Source organism: Roseovarius sp. EC-HK134 (assembly GCF_902498815.1).
Classification (GTDB): domain Bacteria; phylum Pseudomonadota; class Alphaproteobacteria; order Rhodobacterales; family Rhodobacteraceae; genus Roseovarius; species Roseovarius mucosus_A.
Window position 1 is genome coordinate 103,058 of record NZ_LR701543.1, and the last position, 23,174, is coordinate 126,231.

Consider the following 23,174-nt stretch of genomic DNA (forward strand, 5'->3'; position numbering starts at 1 on the left):
CGAATGACCGTGCTCAGCAACCATTTTTGCGTGCTCTTGAAGGACGCCGAAGACTGAGGGCGCGTGCGAGGTAGCGGGCACCACAGACCAGAGGAGTACGGCCAAACATAAGAGTGTCGCAAACGCGGCGTTTACAACTGTCCTCAAGGTATCCATAGTTTCTGCCCGTCTCTAGCGTGGTGCGTCGTGGCACCATCTTGTTCTATCCTCCCGGGGGGGATAGAACTACTTTATGACAAAACATCCAGTCCATGCAACCCATCCCGCCCTTGTCGCCCGGCTGAAACGCGCTGACGGTCATTTGCGCGCCGTGATCGAAATGATCGAGGCGGGCAAACCCTGTCTGGAGATTGCTCAGCAGATGCAAGCGGTCGAAAAGGCCGTGACGAACGCCAAGCGTGCGCTGATCCATGATCACATGGACCATTGTATCGACGTTGAAAGTTCTGAAACTGATCGCGCCGAGTTGCGGGCGATCGCCCGATATCTCTGAGGCTGACCATGCTCGATATTCTCTCCGACCGCACTTATCGGCACCTGTTTCTGGCACAGGTCATAGCCCTTCTGGGTACCGGACTCGCCACAGTCGCACTCGGCCTGCTCGCCTTTGATCTTTCGGGCGACGGGGCGGCGCTGGTCCTCGGCACAGTCTTCACCATCAAGATGGTTGCTTATGTGGGCATCGCGCCCATTGCAGGGGCTTTCGCAGACCGCGTGCCGCGCCGCGCGCTTCTGGTGACGCTCGATCTGGTGCGTGCGGGTGTCGCGCTCGCACTGCCCTTCGTGACCGAGGTCTGGCAGGTCTACGTCCTGATCTTCCTTCTTCAATCGGCTTCCGCCGCCTTCACGCCGACCTTTCAGGCGACGATCCCGGACGTTCTGCCCGAAGAGGCGCGCTATACCCGCGCGCTGTCGCTGTCGCGGCTGGCCTACGATCTGGAAAACATCGTCAGCCCGACGCTGGCGGCCCTTCTGCTCGCGGTGATGTCCTACAATTCGCTTTTCCTCGGCACGGTCCTCGGTTTCGCCGCATCGGCCCTTCTGGTTGTTTCGATCGTGCTGCCCAGTCCCCGCCCATCCGAGCCGCGCGGTGTCTATGACTGCACTACGCGCGGCATCCGCATCTATCTGGCCACGCCCCGCTTGCGCGGGCTCTTGGCATTGAACCTCGCGGCGGCGGCGGCAGGTGCGATGGTGCTGGTCAACACCGTCGTTCTTGTGCGCGGCTCGCTCGGCCTTTCGGAAAGTGCTCTGGCCTGGACGATGTTCGCCTTCGGCGCAGGGTCGATGATCGCCGCGCTGGTCCTGCCGCGTGTTCTCGATGTGTTGCCGGACCGGCCCGTGATGTTCGGCGGAGCCGCGCTGATGGTGGCTACTCTGGTCGGTCTGGCGTTGACGGTCCTTGGAGCAGGCCTTGGCTGGTCTATCCTTCTGACAGCCTGGTTGCTGGTGGGGCTCGGATATTCCGCTGTCCTCACCCCTTCTGGCCGACTGCTGCGCCGTTCCGCACACGCCGGGGACCGCCCGGCACTCTTCGCGGCGCAATTCGCGCTGTCCCACGCCTGCTGGCTTGTGACCTATCCGCTGTCGGGATGGCTGCTGACGGTCTATGGTGTCGTTCCCGCACTGATCGGACTGGCCCTCATCGCCGCCTTCGGAATGCTCGCAGCGCTGAAAATCTGGCCGTCCGGCGATCCCGTTGAGCTTGAGCACACCCACGATAATTTGCCACTCGACCATCCCCACCTAAGGGGACATCGCAGGCACAGCCATGCCTTGATCATTGACGAGAGCCATCCTCGCTGGGCCACGCATTTATAAGCCGCAGCAAGAGACGAAGACTGGACACGGGCGGTTCGTTTTCATCCATGCGGACATTCGTGCTTCGAGCAAAATTCATCAAAGTGGCCTCGATGCGCGAATTCTCTGCAAGTTTGGCGGACAGAAGCGTTGACTCTAACATAAACTGTCGGCCCCCCGACAAAGAGCACGGCTTAAGTTGCGACCCTCCACATCCGATACCGCCCCTGCCCCGTCATCTCGTGGATCAGACCACGCGCTTCCATCCAAGCAAGGTTGCGCTGGACGGCAGCCCGGCTGGCGCCGATCAGGGCCTCGGCCATCGGAGCGGACACGAGCGGCCATTCGGTAAGTACCGCGCACAAGGCCGGGGGCGTGCGGCCGGAAAGCGGGCTCATCTCGGCTGCCGCCCTCGCCGACCATGCCTCGATATCATCGAGGTGACGCATTGCGGTCAGGCATGCAGTCTCCATCCCGTCAAGCCAACGAGACAGACGGTCAGCGGGTGGGCCACCGGAGCGCAATCCTCCTGCCCCGCCCATGGCCAAAGGCGCGAAGAGCGCCCCCTTGCCCTCACTGGCCACGATCCGTGCGGCTGTGACCGCCGCTTCCATCCGGTCGCCGTGCTGCCCGAGGCCCGCGAGACTCCAGAGATGGAAGCCCATGCAAGCGCGCGTGATTGGGTGAAGATCGGCGGCTTGCGCCATGAGATCGAGCCAACCGCCCGCGCGATCCGCGAACGGTTCGGCTTCAACGCCGAGGTCCTCGGGGTCGCGGCGGTCGAGGAAGGCGGACAGGTCCACTTCCGGTCCAGGGCCGCCTGTAAGACGCCGCACTGCCCATCCGACACGCGCGAGCGCCGCGGTGTCGTCCTGCACGCCGGACAAGCGCATGGATTTCCAGAGCGCCAGCCGATCCGGGCCAATTCGGTCGCCTACAAACCAGCTGAGGTCTGCCGCCTCCATCAGCGCGAGCCTGTGCCGCCAACCTTTCGGGCCACGGCGCAGCCGGTCGTCCAGCGCGCCGATCCGGCCAGCCACGCGGGCAAGACGGGCGGCACTGCCCGCCTCAGCGCATCGCCAATCGTCGAGGACTGCAGTTTCACGCAACTCTGCCCTTGGTCTGGGCGGCAGAAAATCCGGCTCCTCTTCTATCGGACCGGGCAGGAACCACATGTCGCATTTTCTTCACCATTTCAGCACATGATTATTACGTGATTTCTGGATGATACGGGGTAAGCACACATCATTTTTCAGCTTAAGGCTTCAATTTTGGCTACGTATTTCAGCAAGTGGCCGCCCTGTTGGCGCATGACCCAGCCGGTCTCGGAAGTTTCATATCGATGACGTCCGGCGAAGCGCATGCCTCGGATGAAGCGTGGGCCAAGGCGACGCGTACCGCGCGCGAGTTGGACCGGATTCTTGACGGAGCGGCGCCGGTGCGTGAGGCCGTGATGCGCGCGGCATCCGAGCTGCGGCTCTCGACACGCCAAGTCTACAACTATCTGGCGCGGTATCGGGAAGAGCGCAGGGTATCGTCCCTTCTGCCGCGAAGGAGTGGAACAAGACAACCAAGGATCAACCCCGCAGTCGAGAACATCATCGCGGTGACCCTGCGGGAGATGTGGTTGCGCCCGGAGCAGCCGGACCTTGCACCGATCGTTGAAGAGATCCGCACCCGCTGCGCAGAGGAAGGGCACACTCCACCCGCCTATGTCACTGTCGCCCGGCGGATCCCCATTCTGTTCGCCCCGGAAGAAATTGCCCGCCGCCGCCTGTCGGATGGTAAACACCTGCACCGGCTGAAGCCGCGACCGGGCTACATCCGGGCTAACCACGCGCTCGACGTTGTCCAGATCGATCACACGCCGGCAGACATCCAATTTGTTGAGGTGATTGATGACCACGGTGTCTTCGTTGGTCGTCCCTATCTGACCATCGCTGCAGATGTGGCCACGAGCGCGATCATCGGCTTCTGCCTGACCCTCGAGCGGCCGTCACGACTGTCTGTCGCGCTTTGTCTGGCGCACGCGATGTGCTGCAAGATTGACTGGCTGGCAGAACGCGGTATCGATCATGCCTGGCCGATGCACGGTCGCCCGAAGCAAATCGTCGTCGATTCCGCCAAGGAGTTCCAGAGCAGCACCTTCAGCAGAGGATGCGCGGACTATGGCATCGCCATACGCATGCGGAACAAGGGCACCGTGCATCGGGGCGGAGTCGTGGAACGCCTGCTTGGGAAAGTGAACACCGCGCTACGCGCCTTGCCCGGCAAGACGGGGCGTTCCATCGCGGATCGGGGCGACTATGCCTCGGAAGCGCGGGCACGGCTCAGCTTCGCGGATCTTGAACGCTGCATCGCGCTCGCGATCATCGACCACAACCTGAGCCAGAATGCGCGCAGGCTGACCGTTCCGGCGAAAGAGTGGGAAGATCGGTTCCAGCCGAAGGACCGGCCTATCGATGCGCCTGTCGATGTGCTGCTGAATTTCCTGCCACGCAAGACGCGGAAAATTTCACCTCAGGGCATCAGTCTCTTCGCCATCGACTATTTCGAGCCCTGGCTTGGCCCGCTGGTTGCGCGTCGTGACCGGCTGGAGCCGCTCGATCTGTGCTATGATCCTCGCGACATCAGCCATGTCTACGTCAAGGATCCGGATACGCAGGCCTGGCGGCCGGTCAGGCGACGGGACGGACTGGCCGAGCCGATCACGCTTTGGCAGCACCAGGCGGATCGACAGCAGCGGCGTGAAATCCAGCGGCGCCCTGTGCAGGAGGCATCAGCCATCCGACGCGAAATCGCAGCCACTGCTGCCGCCGCCAAAACCCCCAAAAGCCGGTTGAAGGAGATGACCCGCGCCCGGCATGCCGCCGAGGCAAAGAAGCCTTATGCCGACTTCGCCGCGCCTTCCGTCCCGACCCAAGAAAAGCTCGATCCGGATCGCCCTCGGCGGGTCTTCCCTGTCGAGGATTGGTAGGGTGCCGGATCACCTCATGCCCGCCATAATCCCGCTCTTGCAGGCCGATGACGCAGTGCGGATCGCCCATGTTCGCGCGCCGCGCTGGATCAGCCATCCGGCCGCCGGCGCGGCGCATGACGCGATGCGACTGCTGCTCGAGCGACCGCCATCGCTGCGCCCACGCGGTTTGCTGCTTGCCGGTCCCTACCACAACGGCAAGACCATGATCGCCGAACGCTTCGCCATCGAACATCTGCGTACCGCCGACCAGCAAAAGGTGTGGGTGATCCAGACCCGGGAAGGTGCAGGCCTGTCGCATTTCTATGCCAGCATCCTGTCCGGATTGCGCGCGCCACAAGCCGCGGGCTGGCGCAGCCTGTCCCGCGCCGGCGATCAGGTCGATCATCTTCTGGAGCGCCTGAAGCCGCGCCTTTTGATCTTCGACGAGTTCCACAGCGCATTGCGCGGGCGGCGCCAGGATGTGAAGGCCATCTTCTCGTTCTTGCGGCGGATCGCACGGGTGCATGACATCTCACCAGTCCTTGTCGGCGAAATCGCGATCTACGATGCGGTGCATGACACCGACGAAATGGGCTCACGTTTCGATACGATCCCCATTCCACGATGGCCGTATGACGAGGAATTCGCGACGCTTCTCGACAGCCTGGAAGCCAGTCTGCCGCTCGCCGACACCTCCGATCTGTCGCGCGAACCCTTGGCGAAGATCATCCATGATCTGTCAGAGGGGCTGATCGGCGAGGTTGTCGAGATCGTCACCCGTGCCGCAGTGGCGGCAATCTCGCGCGGTGAGGGCCGGATCACGGGCGCAACCCTGTGGGACCTCGGCTATGTGCCTCTCTCGAGGCGCCGTAATTCCGCTTTGCGTCACGATATGACATGAGGTTTGGGCCGACCGAGATATCCGTCACATCTGCAGAGCGGTATGAAAGTGTGGCGGGAAGCCGTTGGCCAGTGAGCATTATGCCCGCACCAGGTGAACTTCTGTCGAGTTGGCTGCACCGCCTCGCCTACGCGAACGGCATACCTCCGCACTATTTTGGCACGCTTCTCGGAGCGCCGGGTGAGAACTGGTCGGCGCGGCTTGATCGGGCGTTGCCCGATCGCATCCTGCAGTTTCTGCGAGAGCATACCGGCATACCCGTGGAAGACATCGCGGCTCTGACCATTGCCCCTGACCCCTTGGCCCGGCTGCGTTTGCCCCTGCGGGCATCGCCTCAGCAGAGTTGCGCACCCAGGAGGCAGGTTACCTGGCTGCAGTTCTGTCCCGCTTGTCTGACGGAAGACGAAACGCCCTATTTTCGCCGAGACTGGCGCCTCGCGACACGCGTTTCTTGCTTTCGCCACGGCTGCCGACTTCGGGACAGGTGCCCATCCTGCGGACAAGGATTGGCTCCGTTCAGCCAGAAGCGTCTTGTGCCGCATCAGATCTGCGCCTGGTGCGGCGCGGCCCTCTGCAAACGCATCCGTCCTGCCACCAATGGGGTTCGGCGTCTTGAGCGTCTGATCGACGATCTGCTTCGTCTGCAGGCATCAGGGCATCGAATGGCAGAGGGGCGATCACTCCCGGACCTTCTTGGATCAGCCTGCTTTCAATTTAGTCGACGGCCAATGTCCATCGCGCGCCTCTCTCATCGGGATCGCTATCAGCTGTTTCAGAAATTGGCGGAAGGGCGGTCGACGCCGTTCGAAAAGAGAAGAAGTTCCGCGATTATCTATTGGAAACGCGTCGTTCAGGCTGCGCCAGCTTGGAGCGGACTGGTCACATCTTTCAGCGATGCCGTCCTGCCTCGGCCCAAAGCTGGGCCTTGCTCTACCACCGCTGGCCCGCATTTGGCGGATCTCGTTCAGGCGGCCGCGCGGCTCGATCAGCAGCGGCAAGCGCTGTAAAAATTCCCGGTGAGTTTCAGGCGCGCGCGGCCAGCCCGGCATCATTCAGCTGTTCAGCATCTGGCAGGTCGCGCAAGCTCTCCAGCCCGAAAGCTGCGAGGAACGCGTCTGTGGTCACGAAGGTATAGGGGGCACCACGACGCGGCGCGCGCGGCCCAGTTCCAATCAGACCCTGCGCATGCAGCCTTCCGATCAGGTCCCGGCTGATCTCTTTGCCAAAGATGTCTTTGAGCCCATCGCGGGTGATCGGCTGGTGGTAGGCGATGGCCGCCAAAATCGCGACGTCGAACTCGTTCAGGTCCAGCAACTGGTCTCCGACATCCGCTGCGGCGCGGATCGCAGGCGCGTAAACAGGCCGCGTCCGGAACATCCACCCCCCTGCGACCATGGCAATCTCGAACGCCCGCCCTTCCAGATCAGCGGCAAGGTCTTCCAACAGCAGATCAACCGAAGTCCCCTGCCCCACTATGCGCGCCAGATCCTCGCGCGGTACAGGCGAGGCAGAGGCAAACAGCACCGCCTCGATCCGGCGCATCCATTCCCGCCAGCGCAACTCCGGTGGCAGGTCGAGCAACTCGCGATCAAGCTCAGCTTCTGGTCGATCCTTCGACTTCCTTTCCGGTCGCATGTCCGAACCGCGAAACCGGTTCCCACTTTCGCTGTCCATGCTCATGGCTACACCCCGTAGAGCCGGAATGTGTCGCGCCCGGTTAGCTCACGGACCGCGCCGAGATCGACAAGCCGGTCACAGAGCCGCCGCGCCGCGCGGTCCGGCAAAGGCAGGGCACTGGGCGCCACGGCGTCCTGCGTCAGGAATATTTTCACCGCCGCCCCTGCCCCCTTGGCCCGAAGCTTTGGTGCAACTCCTTTCAAAAGCGAAGCCCGACGCGCGAGATCGACAGCCAGACGCGCGGCCTCGACCGCGGATGCGGTCACTGCGCGATGACAGGCTAGGCGCAAATCGTCACCCCGCTTGCGCAGGTCTGTGCGTTTCAAACCCGCGGCCAGCAGCGGCACGACATGATCCCAACCAAGCGCCTGGGCGAGGGCGGCGTCCGCGAGGATCAACGCCGGGACTTCGGCACGGGGTGCCTCCGTCAGGACAGCATCCAGCGCCATCGCGGCACGGGTCACCGGCGCTCCCTTCCCCGTATCGAGCCATGTAGCAATCTGGCCCAACTCCAAGATCGGCAAGGCTCGGCCCAGAGCCTTGATCGACACCGGCCGCTCCACCGCGCGACGCCAGGCAAGGTAAGTTTCCCCCGCGGGACCAGGTAGATCGCCAGGGCGCAGAAGATGAATCGCGTCGCGCAGCTCTGGGGCTCTTTCCGGACGACCAGAAAACCCGGCACATGCCTCGGCCGCTCGCAGCGCCAGCCGATCCCGCAACAAGGCTTTGGGGACCTCTTCGCGTCCCAACACAAGATGCAGGTGGTTCAGCGCCGCGCCTGATAAAAACGCCACATCTTCAAAGGCTTCAGGACGTGCCGAGGTGACCCATGCGGGCATCCGGGGTAGAGTGTCTGTGTCGATGGAGTGTTCCGGTCGGGCAAATGTCATGACTGAAGCCTAAACCATCGCGGCGCTTTGCTCCAGAAAATAGCACAGAAAACGCCTCGCTCTATCTTTTGCCATGATGTCCGATAAGTTTGCATTATCGGACATAAAAGAATATGCTCAGCGCCATGTCAGAAAACCCCGAGAAATCTGTTGTCGGATGACCGGAATTCACGAGATTCAAGCACTTCCCCGAAAAACGAACCTGAAGCACAAACCTATCTGAATTGCCTCGCCGCAGCATCAGCTTCCGCGCAGGCCGAAGTCCGTCTTGTGCTTGACGCTTACCAGGAGATGTTCCAATGAAACGACGCGCAAAATATGTCAGTAATTGTGACACAATTAACATAACTATCATTATGCGCCAACGGGTTAGCGGCGGGGCTCTGTCATGAAGCGACTTCTCTCAACGGCCGCGATCGTCGCGATAGGCCTTGTGCCGCTTGCGCCCAAACCCGCCGCTGCACAAGGCTATCAGATCGATTGTGCGATCCTCTTGTGCCTTGCCGGCGGTTGGCCCGCGTCGGTTCCCTGTGCCCGGGCACGCGCAGAGTTCATCCGCCGCATTACACCTTGGCCGGTCGAGCCGCCTTTGCAGATCTGGCGCTGCCCGATGCGTGCGGCGCTTGCAGCGCCGGACCCGGTCGCGCGCCTTCACAGACTGGCGGGGTTCAACCCCAAGCCAGCCGTCTCCCTGGCCCCGGAGACAGAAGCACTCCATCTCGCGCAAGCGGTCGGGCGCGGGGCTGATATTGATGTCAGCGGGTCTGCCTTTGCGTTCATTCGCTCCATTGATGTGTTCGACGCCTCCTTGTCCCAGGGCGTGGTCGGTGAAGGCGAGCATTGCCGTCGCACGGCCCTGATCCGGCATGGTTCATACGACAGCACCGGGCAGTTCCGGTGGCGTATTGCATCACCGGGCGAGCTACCCCCGGCTTTTGATGGGGACCAGGGCTTTGGGACCCTCTGTCCGAGTATCCGGGTTCGCGCGGTCTTTGTCGATTGGGAAGATCACGAGGGCACCTACGGATCTGAGCAGGTCAATTACTGACCCCTGCCGCGCAAAAGGAAACGACACTCAAAAAAGAAACCCCCGCAAGGCGGCAACCATGCGAGGGGCTCAAAGAACAACGGAATTGGCGTTCCGATAGGTCAAACCACACTGTAACCGTGTTCTAGCAGTCCCGACAGTCAAGGCAACGAAAAAACGCATCTCTCCATGGGATGCGAATGCCCTGTTGCGGCCTTGTCCCACGCTGAAAAGGACAAGATAGTGCATCTGACCCAAGACCACCCTGCCCTGCCGGACGGCTGGACCAAAGGCGCTGTCATCGCGCTAATTTCAGAGATCGCCCCGCATATCGGGTTGCGCCCGGCGCGCCTCGCGGTGCTGAATTACATCATCGGGCGGACCCGCGCCTCCGACTGGACCTCCCCGCATCGGGAACCGGTGTTCTTTGGGGCGCAAGACCTGGCGGCTGTCGAGTTGGGCAAGACACCGCGCCAGCTGCGCACGGATGAGGCCGCACTGGCCAGGCTCGGCCTGATCGTGAAACGCGTCGCGGCGAACGGGGCCCGTTATGGCCGTGCCAGGCTCGGCCTGGTATTCACACCGCTGATCGCGCGGCTGGACGAGTTCATCGCCCTACGCGAGCGGCTTCGAGCGGAACGGACCGAACTGCGCGCGCTGAAGGATCTTCGGTCCCTGCGGCTGCGGCACATGAACCGGGCGATCTCCGCTCTACCCGCCGGTGCCGAGCAGGACCCAGAAATTGCAGACGTTCTCGCCGAATTCGCGGCTTGGCCACGTAGTGATGCCTTGATCCGTCTCGGTCTGGACCGGCTTACCGCCCATCTAAAGGCAAGTTCTGATCTATGCAGCCGCATCGATGACTGGCTTGAAAAGCACGGGCTTTCTTCCGGCGAACCGGCGGAAAACTTCCGGCCGTTTATACAGAAAACCAAAGAAGAATTTCAAAATGTAGAAGCGCTTTCTGCTGTGGACAACGCCGCAAGATACGAGGAAATTTCAGAGAGTGAGGCACCGTCATCACCGCCCTGCTCCGCGTCGCCCATTCTGACGCCTGAGAACCTCTACAATCTCGCGGGTGATGGACTGCGCATGATGCTTGACGCCCGCAGACAAGAAAACTGGCCGCTCAGAGACCGCGATATCATCGAGGCGGCGTGGCAGTTATTGCCCATGCTCGATATCCATCCGTCAGTCTGGCTTGAGGGCCAGAGCACCTTGGGCGATCACGGGTTGGCACTCTGCCTTCTTTTGGTAGATGCTGGACGAGATCATCCCACATATCCTGTGCGCAATCCAGGCGGCTTGATGCGCGAAATGATCCGGCGGGCGAGAGTTGGAACTCTCAATATCGGGGGAAGCCTTGTTTCCCTGACAAAAAGAAGGGCAAATCGCATCAATCACCCGATCTTTCCCAGCACAGGAAACACATCGAGCAACCAGTATGACAGGGCGCTGAGCTGACCGGAGATCATGGCGGTCCCCATAAGGATCATTACCACGCCGGCACCTTGGTGCAGACGGTGCCCCAAACGACCCGCGTCACGCAGGCGGCCCGTCAGTCGATCTGTGAAGCCGGCGACGATCAGGAACGGCACGCCAAGCCCGGCGGAGTAAATCGCGAGCAGCGCCACGCCCTGCCCGATTGTGGCGCTGGCGGCACTGGCAGTGAGGATCGCGCCGAGGATCGGGCCGATGCAGGGCGTCCAGCCGAAGCCGAAGGCGAGGCCAAGCACATATGAGGCCATGGGCCGTCCGCCTGGCAGATCGAGCTGAAGGCGGAGGTCGCGTTCCATCGCCTGAATGCGTGCCGCCCCCAGCATGAACAGCCCGAAGAGGATGATGATCCCGCCCCCCACGATATTGAGCTCGTACCGCCAGCGCAGCAAGGATTGCCCGAGGGCGGTGGCCGAGGCCCCGAGGATCATGAAGATCGTGGAGAAACCCAGCACGAAGCACAGGCTGAGCCAGCCTGCCGCATCGGTCGCTCCGACGGTCAGAAACACCACCCAGTCGCACATGGCTCCGCCTCAATCTGTGTTGACGGAGGGGCAGCATTCGGGCTCTGAGGAGTTCTGGTCCGGCGCGGCCGTACATTGCGCGTTTCAGGGTCTTCAGGCGATTGATTTGACCCTCCGCTTGACCGTTGCTCCACGGAAGTTCGATGGCATTGCGCACGGCATCGATGTCACGGTGCAGCGTCCGGGCAAACCGCATGAACGACGGGATACCCGTCTCGATGGCGTCGTCGATCCATGCGTCCAACGGGGCGGAGTGTTCTCCGCGCAAAATGCCCCGGAACCGCATTGCCAAGTGTCGCATCGTAGCAAAACTTGGTGATCCAGTCTTCAACGCATCAACCTTTTGGGCCTGATCCGCGGTCAGCTTGCGCCGCGGCTTGATACAGAGAGCGCTGCCCCATGTTCTGTCCACTCCCTCCAAGGAGCGGCCGTATGCCCTTGCTGCCGAACACGCTTAGCGTGAGCGCACCGTCAGTCCCAACGAAGGCAAAAACATTATATATCTGGCCATTGGCACTTACTTTTGCACTGCCTGCGCCGGCATCTGCGCTTTTGGGGGAGAATGTGCCCCCCAAATGTGCTTGTAGGAGGCGCCCCATCCGATTTATGTCGCCCACGGTCGGTTTCGGTCGCCCTGCTCCATAGTTCTGGATCGTCACTCGGCATCTTTGACCGTCCTCGCTCGATCCTATGAAAGACATTCCAGAAGCAAGCAGCAGTTGGCTTCTCCTAAACGCCGCGCTCATTTGATACTCGCGGAAACCTGGCGCACTGTTTATGCAAACGTCTTCAAAGACCGCATAGACACTGTTCAAAATTGGGTCGTTGGAAAGCTGGGTTGTGGGATTAATCTGCGGGCTGGATGTTCCGCAACCAGCCAAAAGAAGTGTCACAAACAGCGCCGCCGCTCGGTGCCGCGCCATTGACACAGTTGGATATCCAAATATTCGCATTTCCGCATCCCTTTCATTACCAGTATGGGCGCCCATCAATGCCTCAGTTTCACCAAAACGACCCTAAGCTAAAGGTCTGGCGGCTTTTCCAGGTCGTGGCAAGCTGACATGAGGGCAGAAAGCACTCAGAAACCCTCGGAGTGAAGTCTCGAAGCTCAAGGCTGAGCACGAAATCTAAAAAACTAAAAAACCGTCACGGGCCGCAGCCCGCCTGTGCGCGGTATAAACAGCCTGTGCTATCCTCGGCGGCTTGAAGGGCAGTTGCCGATCGCTTATTGGAGGGTCAGACCCCGTTAAAAAACGTGGCACATGGGCTGATGCGCACTTGAGAGTGGTGACGCCATTCTGTGACGATCCCGGTTAGGAAGATGACGGACTTGCATGGCCCACGCCCTTCTTCCCTGTCGGAGGAGATGCCATGACGAAGAGTGCGACCGGTGGCCACCCGGACCTGAAGATGGTCAACCCCGCGGCAGCGGCGATCGATATCGGATCGACCATGCATATGGCTGCGGTGAACCCCGATGCCTGCGACATGCCTGTCAGGGCTTTTGGAACATTCACCCAAGACCTGCACGACCTTGCAGATTGGTTCGACGCGTGCGGCGTGACGAGCGTGGCGATGGAATCCACAGGCGTCTACTGGATCCCGGCGTTCGAAGTTCTGGAAGCGCGCGGGTTCAACGTAATCTTGGTGAATGCGCGCTATGCCAAGAATGTGCCGGGGCGCAAAACCGACGTCAGCGATGCGGGCTGGCTGCTACAGCTGCATTCTTATGGCCTCTTGCGGGGCAGTTTCCGCCCCGCCGCCGAGATTGCCACCTTACGTGCCTATCTGCGTCAGCGGGAACGGCTGGTCGAATATGCTGCCGCCCATATCCAGCACATGCAGAAGGCGCTGATGGAGATGAACCTGCAGTTGCACCACGTGGTGTCGGATATCACCGGGGCCACCGGCAGCGCATCATCCGTGCCATCGTCGCCGGTGAGCGCGACCCCGAAGTGCTGGCCGCATACCGTGACATCCGCTGCCATTCCTCCATCGAGGTAATCAAGGCAGCCCTTGTCGGCAATGATCGGGCCGAACACATCTTCGCCCTGAACCAGTCGCTGGAGCTTTACGACGTCTACCAGGCCAAGATCGGGGACTGTGACCGCAAGCTGGCGGCGGCCGTCGCGGCACTGACCGTAAAGGCCGATGGGCACATTCCGGCCCTGCCCAAGGCACGGACCAAACGCAAGCAGGCCAACGCGCCCTCGTTCGATGTGCGCGCCGCGCTCTATGGCGTGCTGGGCACCGATCTCACCCAGATCCACGGGCTTGGCCCTGCACTCGCGCTGAAGCTGGTTGCCGAATGCGGCACGGACCTGCGGGCGTGGAAGAGCGCCAAGCACTTCACCTCGTGGCTGTGTCTGGCCCCAGGTAACAAGATATCGGGCGGCAAGTTGCTGTCATCGTGCGTGTTCCACGGGATGATGGGCGCCCATTCCAGCTGATCATGGGCAGCGCTTCCACGCGATGATGGGCAGCCGTTCCACGCGATCGTGGGCGGATTGGCCGACAGTCTGAAGCTATGGTGAGCCTCGTTTTGAGCGAGGGAGCCGAGATGCCAACGGGACGACTGTCAATGCGCCGGATACGAGATGTGCTACGGTTGAAGTATGCGCAGGGGATGAGCGAGAGGGCGATCGCCGCCTCGCTTGGTCTTGGAAAGGGAACTGTTGGGGCGTATCTCGGGCGGGCGCGGACAGCGGGTCTGACTTGGCCGCTTCCCGGCGCTCTGTCCGATGACGACCTCGAGTTGCTGTTATTCCCGGCCGCGCCGTCGGTGCCGGACGGGGAGCGCCCTGTGCCCGATTGGTCCGTCGTGGATCGGGAGCTGCGGCGCCCATCGGTCACGCGCGCCCTGCTCTGGGAGGAATATCGTGCGGCCCATCCCTATGGCTTCGGCTACGCGTGGTTCTGCGAGCATTACGAGGCCTGGAAGGGCCGGGTCCGGCCGACGATGCGACAGACGCATGTCGGCGGCGAGAAGGTCTTCGTCGACTTTGCGGGTGACACGGTTGACGTGATTGATCCTGCGACCGGGGAAGTCCGGGCGATGAAGCTGTTCGTGGCGGCGATGGGAGCTTCGAACTACACCTACGCTGAGGCCGTGACGTCCGAGAGCCTCGAGGACTGGATTGGTGTGCATGTCCGAATGTTCGCCTTTCTGCGTGGCGTGCCGAAGGTCGTGGTGCCGGACAATCTGAAGTCGGCGGTGTTCAAGGCGGATCGTTTCGATCCGGGCCTGAACCGGACCTATGCCGAGATGGCCAGCCATTACGGCACAGCGATACTGCCGGCGCGTCCTTACAAGCCGCGCGACAAGGCGAAGGTGGAAGTCGCCGTGCAAGTTGCGCAGCGCTGGATTCTGGCGCGGCTGCGCAACCTGCGCTTCTTCTCTCTGGCCGATCTGAATGCCGCGATCCGGCGGTTGCTGGACGAATTGAACGTGCGCGTCATGCGCGGCTATGGCGCCAGCCGCGCCGACCTCTTCGCCACGATCGACCGGCCGAACCTCCAGCCGCTGCCGCCGGAGCCCTACACGTTTGCCCGCTGGAAGCGCGCCCGCGTCGCGCCCGACTATCACGTCGAGGTTGACAGCTCCTGGTATTCCGTGCCGTTCGGGCTGATCCGGCAGGAGGTTGATGTCCGCGTCTGCGGAGCGGTCGTTGAGATCTTCCATAAAGGGCAACGGGTTGCCAGCCATCCGCGCTGCCCCGGCCGACGCAGCCACATTACGGTCCCAGAGCACATGCCCTCGTCCCACCGTCGCCACGCGGAATGGACGCCAGCCCGAGTATTGGCGCAGGCCGAAAAGCTCGGTCCGTCGGTGGCGGCATTTTGCGAGGCTGTGATGGCCGACCGACCTCATCCCGAGCAAGGCTTTCGAAGTTGCCTTGGCGTTCTCGCCCTGGCCAGGAGCTATGAGCCCATCCGCCTCGATGCCGCCTGCCGACGCGGGTTATCCATTCGGGCCCGCTCCGTCGCTTCCATCAGATCGATCCTGAAGAACGGGCTCGACACTGCCTTCCTCGAAGAAGACCCCGAACAGCGTCCTCTCCAGCATTCGAACATCCGCGGACAGGGCTATTACCATTGAAAGGAGACCCACCTTGCTGACCCATCCCACTTCCGAGCGCCTGATCGCCCTCGGCTTTACCGGCATGGCCAAGGCGCTGGACGAGCAGCGACACGCCCCGGCCACCTTCGATAGCCTCAGCTTCGAAGAACGGCTGGGCCTTCTGGTTGACCGGGAGGCCGCCGAACGAGATGCAAAGCGACTGACCGCTCGCCTCAAGTTCGCCGCCCTGCGCCAGGCCGCCTGTGTCGAGGATCTCGACCTGCGCACCCCGCGCGGCATCGACCGCGCCGTCATGGCTCACCTGATCGATGGTGCATGGATCACGCGCCACGAGAACCTGCTCATCACCGGCCCGACCGGCCTCGGCAAGAGTTGGATCGCCTGCGCACTCGGCCACAAGGCCTGCCGCGACGGTCGCGCCGTCGCCTACCATCGGGTGGGGCGTCTCTTCGAGGCCTTTGCCATCGCACGAGGCGACGGCCGACACGCCCGGATGCTCAAAGCGCTCGCCAGGACCGACCTGCTCATTCTCGACGACTGGGGCCTTGCCGTCCTGACATCAACTGAGCGGCGGGACATGCTGGAGATCCTGGAGGACCGGCACGGCCGTGGCTCCACGATCGTCACCAGTCAACTCCCGGTCGAGCACTGGCACGACGCCATCGGCGACCCGACACTGGCCGACGCCATTCTGGACCGGCTCGTCCACAATGCCCACCGTCTGCCCCTCGCCGGAGAAAGCATGCGGAAGCGCGCCGCCACGATGAAACCGCTTGACCCCACAGGTCGAGCCTGACTCAATGCACCCGTCGGCCAGACTGCCCGAGGCGTGGAATGGCTGCCCACAATGCCGTGGAATCGATGCCCATCTTCCGTGGAATACGCAGTCATCGCGCACAAGGAGGTCGTCCAGTCGTGCGGCCGCTCTCTTGCGCTTGGCCGCCGTAACGATTGGTAAAAGCGACACGGCCTTGGGTGCGTTTTACCGGCGACTGTCATCGCGCATAGGCAAGCAAAAGGCGGTAACGGCCACGGCGCGCAAGATCGCAGTCTTGTTCTACAATGCCATCCGCCATGGCATGACCTATCAGGATCAGGGTGCCGCGGCCTATGACGAACGACATAGGCAACGTGTGCTGTCAAACCTCCAACGGCGCGCCAAAATAATGGGTTACGCATTGGCGCCCATCCCAGAGACCGCGGGTGTTTCTTAGGAACAGCGACCTGCTACGCCAAGGACCAACCACAATGTCTGGCTCGATGGCGAAGCACCGAGGGGTTTGGCCGGTGAGTTGGATGTGCGATGCGCTCGGTGTATCACGAAGCAGCAACCCTGTCAGGTTTCCGCGATCGCGCAACGACCGTTCGATCGGAAACGAGCAGCCGTTGGCAGAAATCCGGAGAAGTCGTTTCGTTCGGATCGGACCTATAGCATATGGCGTGTCGGCGCAGCATAGTTGTTGTGGGTGTGGTGCAGTTCTTCGCCTTCCCGGCCAGTTTACTCTGGAATGTGAATTTTGTTGGACATCGCCAGTTGCCAAACCGAAAACACTCGCTAAGAGTGTGCTGGTGGGCTTGAATGGCGTAGGAGCAGTGTCAGTGGTGACTTTAGTTTTTCTTACTACTGAAACATGTGATTAAAGAATATCTCTAATGAACGAACGCGAAAAGAAATTCCCCGATACGGCCACGTTCGCATCGAGCATGGGTCAGGCTGTTTGGCTTATGACGGTGAGCAAAGCGCATCGTGATCTGAAGATCAGCGATATCGAAGACCTGGTCACGCCAGCGATATTGCTGCAGCAGTTCAAGATTTACATGAAGGACAAACAGCCAGTTGCCTTCCTTGCATAGGCTTCCGTTTCGGATGAGGTGAAAGACCGCTTTGAAAGTGGAAATCGGAAGCTTGAGCCGCATGAGTGGCGATCTGGTTCCAACATCATCATCGTTGAATGTGTCTCTCCCTTTGCTGAGAGAACAGAGATTGAGAAACAGTTTTTCGAAAAGGTTAAAAACATTGGAAACGGATAGAGTATTTGCGGGTCCGTATTATGAGATTGGTATGAATTTTGAGTTCGGTGACCCAATTTTTTATACATGGTCAACGACGCGTGATCGCTCAGGAATCATTAAGCAGCCCTATCCGGAAGACTCTTGGGTTCCAGGGCGAGATATCGCTTTTACATCCGGTGGGATGTGGTCTGAAACTGCTGTGAGAGAAGGCGGCAGACTGACTTCAGAAACAATTGAACATCTGTTGGCTCTTAACTGTGTTGTCAAGACGGATGCAAATGTGAGCCGAGATGTTGTTGAAGATTTTGCGGTGATGCTGGACCGGATGCCATTACTTTCGGGCCAACTAAAAAGCTCTTTGGACAATGAGTTCCCTAACGTTTTCGAGTTTATTGAATTGCCTGAGGTCTGGAATGAAACGACACAGGGGCCATTACCGGGAGGTCCCTACTATCTCACCAACCTGCTAGCCCGTCAGGATAGTTGGGACAAAGAGAAAACCAAATTCTACGACTTTAAGAGAGGCGACGGCTCGAAGTATACCGAAGCCGCACAAACACAACGCTTCATTAGCGGTGAGTTGGTGGCCGAATTTCCGATTTGGCGAGATAAAGTGACGTCCAACGTCATTTGTACTGAACGCTTTCGAGAAGTCGCAGAGGGTGCAGGCTGCAGAGAATGGCGTTTTACCGAACTCCCATTCGCTAAGCGAGAACTGCATTAGGGTACAGTTATGACACTTCAAAATCACCATTTGATTCCTCAAGAGCTCGCAAACCACAGCAGTCCTGTTCCAGTATGTTGTTGAGATATTTGACCTGCCGCACCTCGATGGTGCGCCCGTTGCCGGTGAACTTCAGGATCACGTTCACCGCCTGAAGGCCGGCCAGGTTGGCACCGCTCTTATCGATCACGATCCGGTCCGGCACGCCGTTGGTACCGATCGCTCGCTTGAAGACGCGCCGGGCAGCGGACAGATCTCGGCGTTCGGAAAGCAGGGAATCAAGGGCTTGGCCGTCGCGATCCACGGCCCGGTAAAGATAGGTCCATTTGCCCTTCACCTTGATGTAAGTCTCGTCCATCCGCCAGGATGTGGCGGTCGGCCGCTTCCTCGCGTGCGCCCGGGCCGCGATCAGCGGCGCGAACTTTACCACCCAACGGTTCAGCGTGGCATGGTCGACCTTCACACCGCGCTCTGCCATGATCTCCTCCAAGTCACGGTAGGAGACGGCGTAGCGGAGGTAGAAGAAACCGCGTGCAGGATCACGGACTTCGGATAGTGCACGCCCTTAAACGCGATCACGCCAACCGCCTCTTGCCAACTCCCTGACAACGCTAACATATCATGCGCACTCAAAACGTCGAAAGTTTGCGACAGTACCATCTCCGGTCAGTTCGTACAGGATATCGACCGCATTGGCTTCAAACCGCGCTGGATATTTGGCATAGAGGTTCCATGGCTTCACCTCCGACTCCTGTGAGAAATCTTGCACCCCCGCAGGCAGTGCCATTCCAGGAAACGCAATTGCAGTCACAAAATGCCGCTGCTGCTTCTTCCTCAGCCGTTAAGAGGGACCAAGTAGACGCTCGGACTCCGTTTCTCAAAGAGCGACCACAGCCAGCTTTACCAGTCTACACAAGATCTCAATTCACCAAAAGACAGGGTCAGTCCAATCGAGCAGTGCAAAGAGCAGACCGACGACGATGCCAATTGGAAGACTAAGATGCCGCACAATGGGTGTATCACCTTTCGAATCAAACTTACGCGGGGAATCCGTCTCTTTCGGGAACTCCCAGTCGATCAGTCCGTTGAACACCTTCTCGAATAGGACAAGGCACGCGACCAAGATCGGGATGACCAATGCAAGTGGCCAAAATTCGGTCGAGACGAGCCTCGCCAAGCCTTCGGCCACTAATACGATCAATATACCGATGGCAACATTTATGCTCGAGTGAATCCAGTCATAAGTCCTTGTTCTGCGTCTTTCGTTCATGCGACTTGCCCCACTGTGTCTGCACAAGGAACCTCAACACTCTCGTTACATCTGTAGCAAGTTCTTCTTTGTAAACAGATGCAGTGGATGTCCTACGACGAGAACAGGACGGCAGAGTCAAAGTCTCGTCAAGCTTCCAGTTGTCGGTTGGTAAATCGTCTCGGCGCATGTCTCGATCGTCGGTCTTATTCAATAACCATTACAAACACATTTGTATACCAAAACCCCCTCCATCAGTGCGGCGGAGGGCGTTGTTGCAGAACTCTTGCCGTAAAGGATTCACATCACGAATCCATCCGGTTAGACGGGTGGCATGAGCAAGCCCAAGCCCGCCCGCTATTACACCACCAACTGGTCCGTCTACAACTCTGCGCTTCGGAAGCGGGGGTCACTGCTGATCTGGCTGGACAAGGAGATGGCCTGGTACGCGCTGCATGAGGGGCGTCGAGGGCGGCCGCCGGTTTTCTCGGACGCGGCGATCCAGTTCTGCCTGTCGATCAAGATGCTGTTCAAGCTGCCGCTCAGGCAAGCCTCAGGGATGGTTGCCAGCCTCTTACGCCTAGCGGAACTGGACTGGCCCGTCCCGGAGTATTCGACCCTGTGCCGCAGGCAGAAGACCCTGCAGGTGCAGATTCCGGATCGCCGTACCGGCGGGCCGCTGAACCTGCTCGCGGACAGCACAGGGATCAAGTTTCTCGGCGATGGCGAGTGACAAGCCCGCAAGCACGGCGTGCAGGGCCGCCGCCAATGGCGCAAGGTCCATCTGGCCATGGATGCCGCCACCTCCAACATCCGTGCGGTCGAGTTCACCCCCAGCCGAGAAGGCGACAGCCCCGTCCTGCCAGATCTGCTGGACCAGATCCCCGAGTACGAAGAGATCGGCAACGTGATCGCCGATGGGGCCTACGACAGGCGCCGGTGCCACAGCGTGATCCTCGCGCGCGGCACGGTCCCAACCATCCCGATCCGCAAGAATGGTCGGCTGTGGAAGGAAGACTGCCCAGCCGCGATCGCCAGAAACGAAAACCTGCGGGCCACGCGACATTATGGCCGAGCCTTCTGGAAGCGGTGGACAGGATACCACGCCCGAAGCCGGATAGAGGCGAAGATGCGCTGCCTCAAATCCTTTGGCGAACGCATCGCCGCTCGCGACCCCGACCGACAGACCGCCGAAATCCACATCCGCATCGCACTCATGAACCGCTTCAACGCCCTCGGCACCGCCGAGATCGTCCGCGTGGCCTGAATCAGAAGGGGAAAGGGGAACTCACGCCTCAAGCCGCCTTTCTGCAACAATGCCCTGTTAAAGGCGATTGTCTTGAGGAAATAACCCGCAGGTGTGTCGGATTTTCCGCCCGTCTCTAAAATAATCGTGCATCCCACCACGATCACCCCTCAGAAGAAGCGCGTGGTCAACCCAAAAGGTGTTATAATTCAGGGCATCCGCCATAAACTCAGTCGCGCGCTTACTTGGCACTCCGACAATTGTGTGTGTCTGGTTCGGGCCCTTGGAAATGGCATTTAGCGGGTTCGATACTTCTTCTTTAAGAACCTGAATCATCGCGTTGTCAGTGACAATGAATTCGCTATCAATGATAATGAGAGAAGGTCGCAGATTGGAAACGAGCGACAGCACTCGAAAATGGTCCATTACATGATAAAAAATACCATAAAGGGCAATGACATCGAACCTTTCTCCCCTTGTGTTTCGAGCTTCGAGATCGCTGAATAAGTCATCGCAAATGAGATTAACCCGTGCTTTGAAATGGTTATCCGGGAAGCTTTCAAATCGGTCCAGTAATTCTTTGCGTGCCTCGACCCCAACTACTTCACGGGCACCTGCCGCCGCAAGTGCATAGGACCAGCGGCCGTCATGGCATGCCAAATCCAGCACGCGGGAGCCGTTGATTTGCGGTAGGAAGGGCTCTACAATCAGTTTATATCTTTGGTTGAGTCGTTTAATGCCATTGGCCGTTTCGCTGTAACGAGGTATTTCGCGCAAGAAGTTAAAAAATTCTGTCACGTACTTCCACCTAAGCTTTTGCTATTTATGAATTATTACGTATGGCTATCTAGAATTGTCAATTAGATTATTTCGTGCTCGAACCGTGAACTGTCTCTTGGCGACAGTCTTTAATCCGCATTGCCGGTCGTGTCGCGAAAGCTGTGGAATTTCCCTGGCGGCGTGCTCCGGGCATATGAAGGTTCGGTTTCTCAGGCGGCGAGGTCAAGAGGCATCGGTTCGATGGGCTGAGACAGGGTCTCCCAGCCATCGACCTTCCGCATCTGGATCTGGCCAGAGGCGAACAGCGCCCAGAGCAGCATGGGCACGGTCTCGGCGCAGGGCAGCACGGTCTGGGTCTTGATGCGGCGGCGGAATTCCCCGTTCAGGCGCTCGATGGCGTTGGTGGTCCGGGCCGATTTCCATTGCGACGGATCGAGGCGGGTGAAGGTGAAGAGCCGGTCGCCTGCTTCTTCCAGGCTGTCGGCCACGGCCCGGCACTTGAGCCGCCACTTGCGCAGGAAGGCCTTGCGGCGCGTCTCGATCCCGGCGGCGGTTTCGGCATAGATCATGTCGCGGTAGTCCTCGGTCAGCTCGTCGTGGAGGTGCTTCGGCGCATGGGCCAAGAGGTTGCGGTGCTTGTGAACCGTGCAGCGCTGGATCGGCAGGTCCTCGCTCCACAGCGCCACGAGCGCGGCCTCGAGGCCCGGGGCGCCATCGACGATCACGAATTCAGGCCGTTTCAAGCCGCGGGCGTCGAGATCGTCGAGGAACTGGCGCCAGGCGGCCGTGCTCTCGCCGCCCATGTTCCTGATGGAAAGCAACACCTTCTGGCCGTCGCGGCGGATGCCGATGGCCGCCAACACCGAGATGTTCGTGGCCTTCCGGTCCAGCCGCGTCCGGATCACGGTGCCGTCGAGGATCAGACGGACGATGTCCTCCCCGGCGAGGTCGCGAGCGCACCAAGCGTCCCAGTCAACCTTGACCTTGCGCCAGGCGCGGCTGACGACGTCCTTGCTGACGGCGCCCTCGAACAGCCCGAACAGCGCCCGCTTGACCCGGCGCGTGTTGGTTCCGGAGAGGTAGACCGCCGCGATCAGGGCCTCGGCCTTCTTCGTCAGCCGCTGGTAACGGGGCAGCGCCTTCGACCGCCATTCCGTCACCTTGCCGTCCTCGCCCTCGATCCGGGCGCGCGGCACCCGCACCGTCTCGGTGCCGAAGGTGCCAGTGAGCTGCCGCTCCCGGTGCCCGTGGCGATAGCCCTTCGCAGCGCCGTCTTCCCGGCCGTAGCGAAGCCTACCGAGAAAGCTGGCCAGCTCCTCTTCGAAAACGGCCTCTATGGTCGTACGGACGTTCGCTCGCAGCCGCTCCTCGATCGGATCAAACCCGGCCTCTCCGGCCAGTAGCGCAAAGCTCGCGGTGTCGGTAATCTGGTTCATGGCGTGATCTCCCTGGCGGTTGCCGCCGCCGGTTGGGTGGGTGTCAGTTCACCCGGAGATTACGCCGCCCTTAAATTTCCACCAACTCCGCGACACGACCGCATTGCCAAACGAGCAAGACTCATGACCATTCAACTGCCCCCAACGATCGCCGCATATTTTGCCAATGAAAGAAAGGGCAATGCCGCAGCGATATCCGAAAACTTCGCACCGGGTGCTGTCGTTATCGACGAGGGCAATACATACTCGGGACGGGATGCAATCCGGCAGTGGATGGCGAATGCCTCCACTAACAGGCCGCTGAAATAGTCCCGCCTCGACAGCGGTTTGAGAACATGATTCATCCTCGGCACGGAAACGGCGGGGGTGA

The 23,174-nt window shown here is 60.4% G+C and carries 20 protein-coding genes and 5 pseudogenes; 16 read left to right on the forward strand and 9 right to left on the reverse strand.

Annotated features, from left to right (window positions below; all coding sequences use genetic code 11):
* The first annotated feature begins 232 nt into the window (after positions 1-232).
* Both GC127_RS03255 and GC127_RS03260 read left to right on the forward strand, forming a co-directional pair.
* Complete coding sequence (locus GC127_RS03255) at positions 233-493, forward strand: metal-sensing transcriptional repressor (protein ID WP_007120627.1); 261 nt, start codon at positions 233-235, stop codon at positions 491-493.
* 8 nt (positions 494-501) lie between these two features.
* Positions 502-1,821, forward strand: a complete 1,320-nt coding sequence (locus GC127_RS03260; protein WP_151976427.1) for an MFS transporter — start codon at positions 502-504, stop codon at positions 1,819-1,821.
* A gap of 173 nt (positions 1,822-1,994) precedes the next feature.
* On the opposite strand, the gene GC127_RS03265 is transcribed toward GC127_RS03260, so the two are convergent.
* A complete protein-coding gene (locus tag GC127_RS03265; RefSeq protein WP_151976429.1) occupies positions 1,995-2,975 on the reverse strand; it encodes a hypothetical protein in 981 nt (326 codons plus the stop codon).
* A gap of 167 nt (positions 2,976-3,142) precedes the next feature.
* On the opposite strand from GC127_RS03265, the gene GC127_RS03270 reads away from it, so the two are divergent.
* The 3 genes from GC127_RS03270 to GC127_RS23335 all read left to right on the forward strand — a co-directional run bounded on the left by GC127_RS03270 (position 3,143) and on the right by GC127_RS23335 (position 6,667).
* Entirely contained in the window at positions 3,143-4,777 is a 1,635-nt protein-coding gene (locus GC127_RS03270; RefSeq protein ID WP_199861170.1) for a Mu transposase C-terminal domain-containing protein, read from the forward strand.
* 37 nt (positions 4,778-4,814) lie between these two features.
* A complete protein-coding gene (locus GC127_RS03275) occupies positions 4,815-5,660 on the forward strand; it encodes a TniB family NTP-binding protein (RefSeq protein ID WP_233128167.1) in 846 nt (281 codons plus the stop codon).
* A gap of 80 nt (positions 5,661-5,740) precedes the next feature.
* A complete protein-coding gene (locus GC127_RS23335) occupies positions 5,741-6,667 on the forward strand; it encodes a TniQ family protein (protein WP_368074209.1) in 927 nt (308 codons plus the stop codon).
* Positions 6,668-6,683: 16 nt separating this feature from the next.
* Here the strand turns inward: GC127_RS23335 and GC127_RS03285 are convergent, their stop codons facing one another.
* Together GC127_RS03285 and GC127_RS03290 are read right to left on the reverse strand one after the other, a co-directional pair.
* Positions 6,684-7,295 carry an SMC-Scp complex subunit ScpB gene (locus tag GC127_RS03285; protein ID WP_037240140.1) on the reverse strand — a complete coding sequence of 204 codons (612 nt, stop codon included), beginning with the start codon at positions 7,293-7,295 and terminating at the stop codon, positions 6,684-6,686.
* A gap of 47 nt (positions 7,296-7,342) precedes the next feature.
* Positions 7,343-8,227, reverse strand: coding sequence for a DUF1403 family protein (locus GC127_RS03290; protein WP_037239259.1), 885 nt, complete (start codon positions 8,225-8,227; stop codon positions 7,343-7,345).
* Positions 8,228-8,615: 388 nt separating this feature from the next.
* Here GC127_RS03290 and GC127_RS03295 point away from each other — a divergent pair, with 388 nt between their 5' ends.
* On the forward strand, positions 8,616-9,275 hold the full coding sequence (locus GC127_RS03295; protein WP_151976433.1) for a hypothetical protein: 660 nt from the start codon (positions 8,616-8,618) through the stop codon (positions 9,273-9,275).
* 222 nt (positions 9,276-9,497) lie between these two features.
* The gene (gene repC / locus GC127_RS03300) at positions 9,498-10,718 is read left to right on the forward strand and encodes a replication initiation protein RepC (RefSeq protein WP_254699980.1); all 1,221 of its coding nucleotides are present in this window, start codon (positions 9,498-9,500) and stop codon (positions 10,716-10,718) included.
* Here the strand turns inward: repC and GC127_RS03305 are convergent.
* Both GC127_RS03305 and GC127_RS03310 read right to left on the reverse strand, forming a co-directional pair.
* Entirely contained in the window at positions 10,655-11,275 is a 621-nt protein-coding gene (locus tag GC127_RS03305) for a cytochrome c biogenesis CcdA family protein (RefSeq protein ID WP_151976435.1), read from the reverse strand. The genes repC and GC127_RS03305 overlap by 64 nt on opposite strands.
* A gap of 28 nt (positions 11,276-11,303) precedes the next feature.
* Positions 11,304-11,669: pseudogene (locus GC127_RS03310) on the reverse strand (transposase); the annotation flags it as partial.
* A 977-nt stretch (positions 11,670-12,646) separates the two neighbouring features.
* On the opposite strand from GC127_RS03310, the gene GC127_RS23075 reads away from it, so the two are divergent.
* The 7 genes and pseudogenes from GC127_RS23075 (at position 12,647) to GC127_RS03340 (ending at position 18,093) form a co-directional block, all read left to right on the forward strand.
* Positions 12,647-13,279: a transposase gene (locus tag GC127_RS23075; RefSeq protein WP_254699981.1), complete on the forward strand. Its 633-nt coding sequence runs from the start codon at positions 12,647-12,649 to the stop codon at positions 13,277-13,279.
* Entirely contained in the window at positions 13,231-13,725 is a 495-nt protein-coding gene (locus tag GC127_RS23080; RefSeq protein WP_254699982.1) for an IS110 family transposase, read from the forward strand. Before GC127_RS23075 ends, GC127_RS23080 begins: the two co-directional genes overlap by 49 nt.
* Positions 13,726-13,835: 110 nt before the next feature.
* Positions 13,836-15,374 carry an IS21 family transposase gene (gene istA / locus GC127_RS03320; protein ID WP_151976437.1) on the forward strand — a complete coding sequence of 513 codons (1,539 nt, stop codon included), beginning with the start codon at positions 13,836-13,838 and terminating at the stop codon, positions 15,372-15,374.
* Positions 15,375-15,387: 13 nt separating this feature from the next.
* Positions 15,388-16,152: an IS21-like element helper ATPase IstB gene (gene istB / locus GC127_RS03325; protein ID WP_199861172.1), complete on the forward strand. Its 765-nt coding sequence runs from the start codon at positions 15,388-15,390 to the stop codon at positions 16,150-16,152.
* A gap of 416 nt (positions 16,153-16,568) precedes the next feature.
* Positions 16,569-16,775, forward strand: a pseudogene (locus GC127_RS23085) (IS3 family transposase); the annotation flags it as partial.
* Between the two features lie 306 nt (positions 16,776-17,081).
* Positions 17,082-17,387, forward strand: a pseudogene (locus tag GC127_RS03335) (toxin-activating lysine-acyltransferase).
* Positions 17,272-18,093: a DUF1629 domain-containing protein gene (locus GC127_RS03340; protein ID WP_199861190.1), complete on the forward strand. Its 822-nt coding sequence runs from the start codon at positions 17,272-17,274 to the stop codon at positions 18,091-18,093. Before GC127_RS03335 ends, GC127_RS03340 begins: the two are co-directional and overlap by 116 nt.
* A gap of 61 nt (positions 18,094-18,154) precedes the next feature.
* On the opposite strand, the pseudogene GC127_RS03345 reads toward GC127_RS03340, so the two are convergent.
* Positions 18,155-18,672: pseudogene (locus tag GC127_RS03345) on the reverse strand (IS6 family transposase); the annotation flags it as partial.
* A 346-nt stretch (positions 18,673-19,018) separates the two neighbouring features.
* Entirely contained in the window at positions 19,019-19,363 is a 345-nt protein-coding gene (locus GC127_RS03350; RefSeq protein ID WP_151976441.1) for a hypothetical protein, read from the reverse strand.
* Between the two features lie 313 nt (positions 19,364-19,676).
* Between GC127_RS03350 and GC127_RS03355 the strand changes: the two are divergent.
* Positions 19,677-20,609: pseudogene (locus GC127_RS03355) on the forward strand (IS5 family transposase).
* Positions 20,610-20,666: 57 nt separating this feature from the next.
* On the opposite strand, the gene GC127_RS03360 reads toward GC127_RS03355, so the two are convergent.
* Together GC127_RS03360 and GC127_RS03365 are read right to left on the reverse strand one after the other, a co-directional pair.
* Complete coding sequence (locus GC127_RS03360; RefSeq protein WP_151976443.1) at positions 20,667-21,386, reverse strand: bifunctional 2-polyprenyl-6-hydroxyphenol methylase/3-demethylubiquinol 3-O-methyltransferase UbiG; 720 nt, start codon at positions 21,384-21,386, stop codon at positions 20,667-20,669.
* 191 nt (positions 21,387-21,577) lie between these two features.
* Positions 21,578-22,804, reverse strand: a complete 1,227-nt coding sequence (locus GC127_RS03365) for an IS256 family transposase (RefSeq protein WP_151976445.1) — start codon at positions 22,802-22,804, stop codon at positions 21,578-21,580.
* Between the two features lie 123 nt (positions 22,805-22,927).
* Between GC127_RS03365 and GC127_RS03370 the strand changes: the two genes are divergently transcribed.
* Positions 22,928-23,113, forward strand: a complete 186-nt coding sequence (locus GC127_RS03370) for a nuclear transport factor 2 family protein (RefSeq protein WP_199861173.1) — start codon at positions 22,928-22,930, stop codon at positions 23,111-23,113.
* Positions 23,114-23,174: the final 61 nt, after the last annotated feature.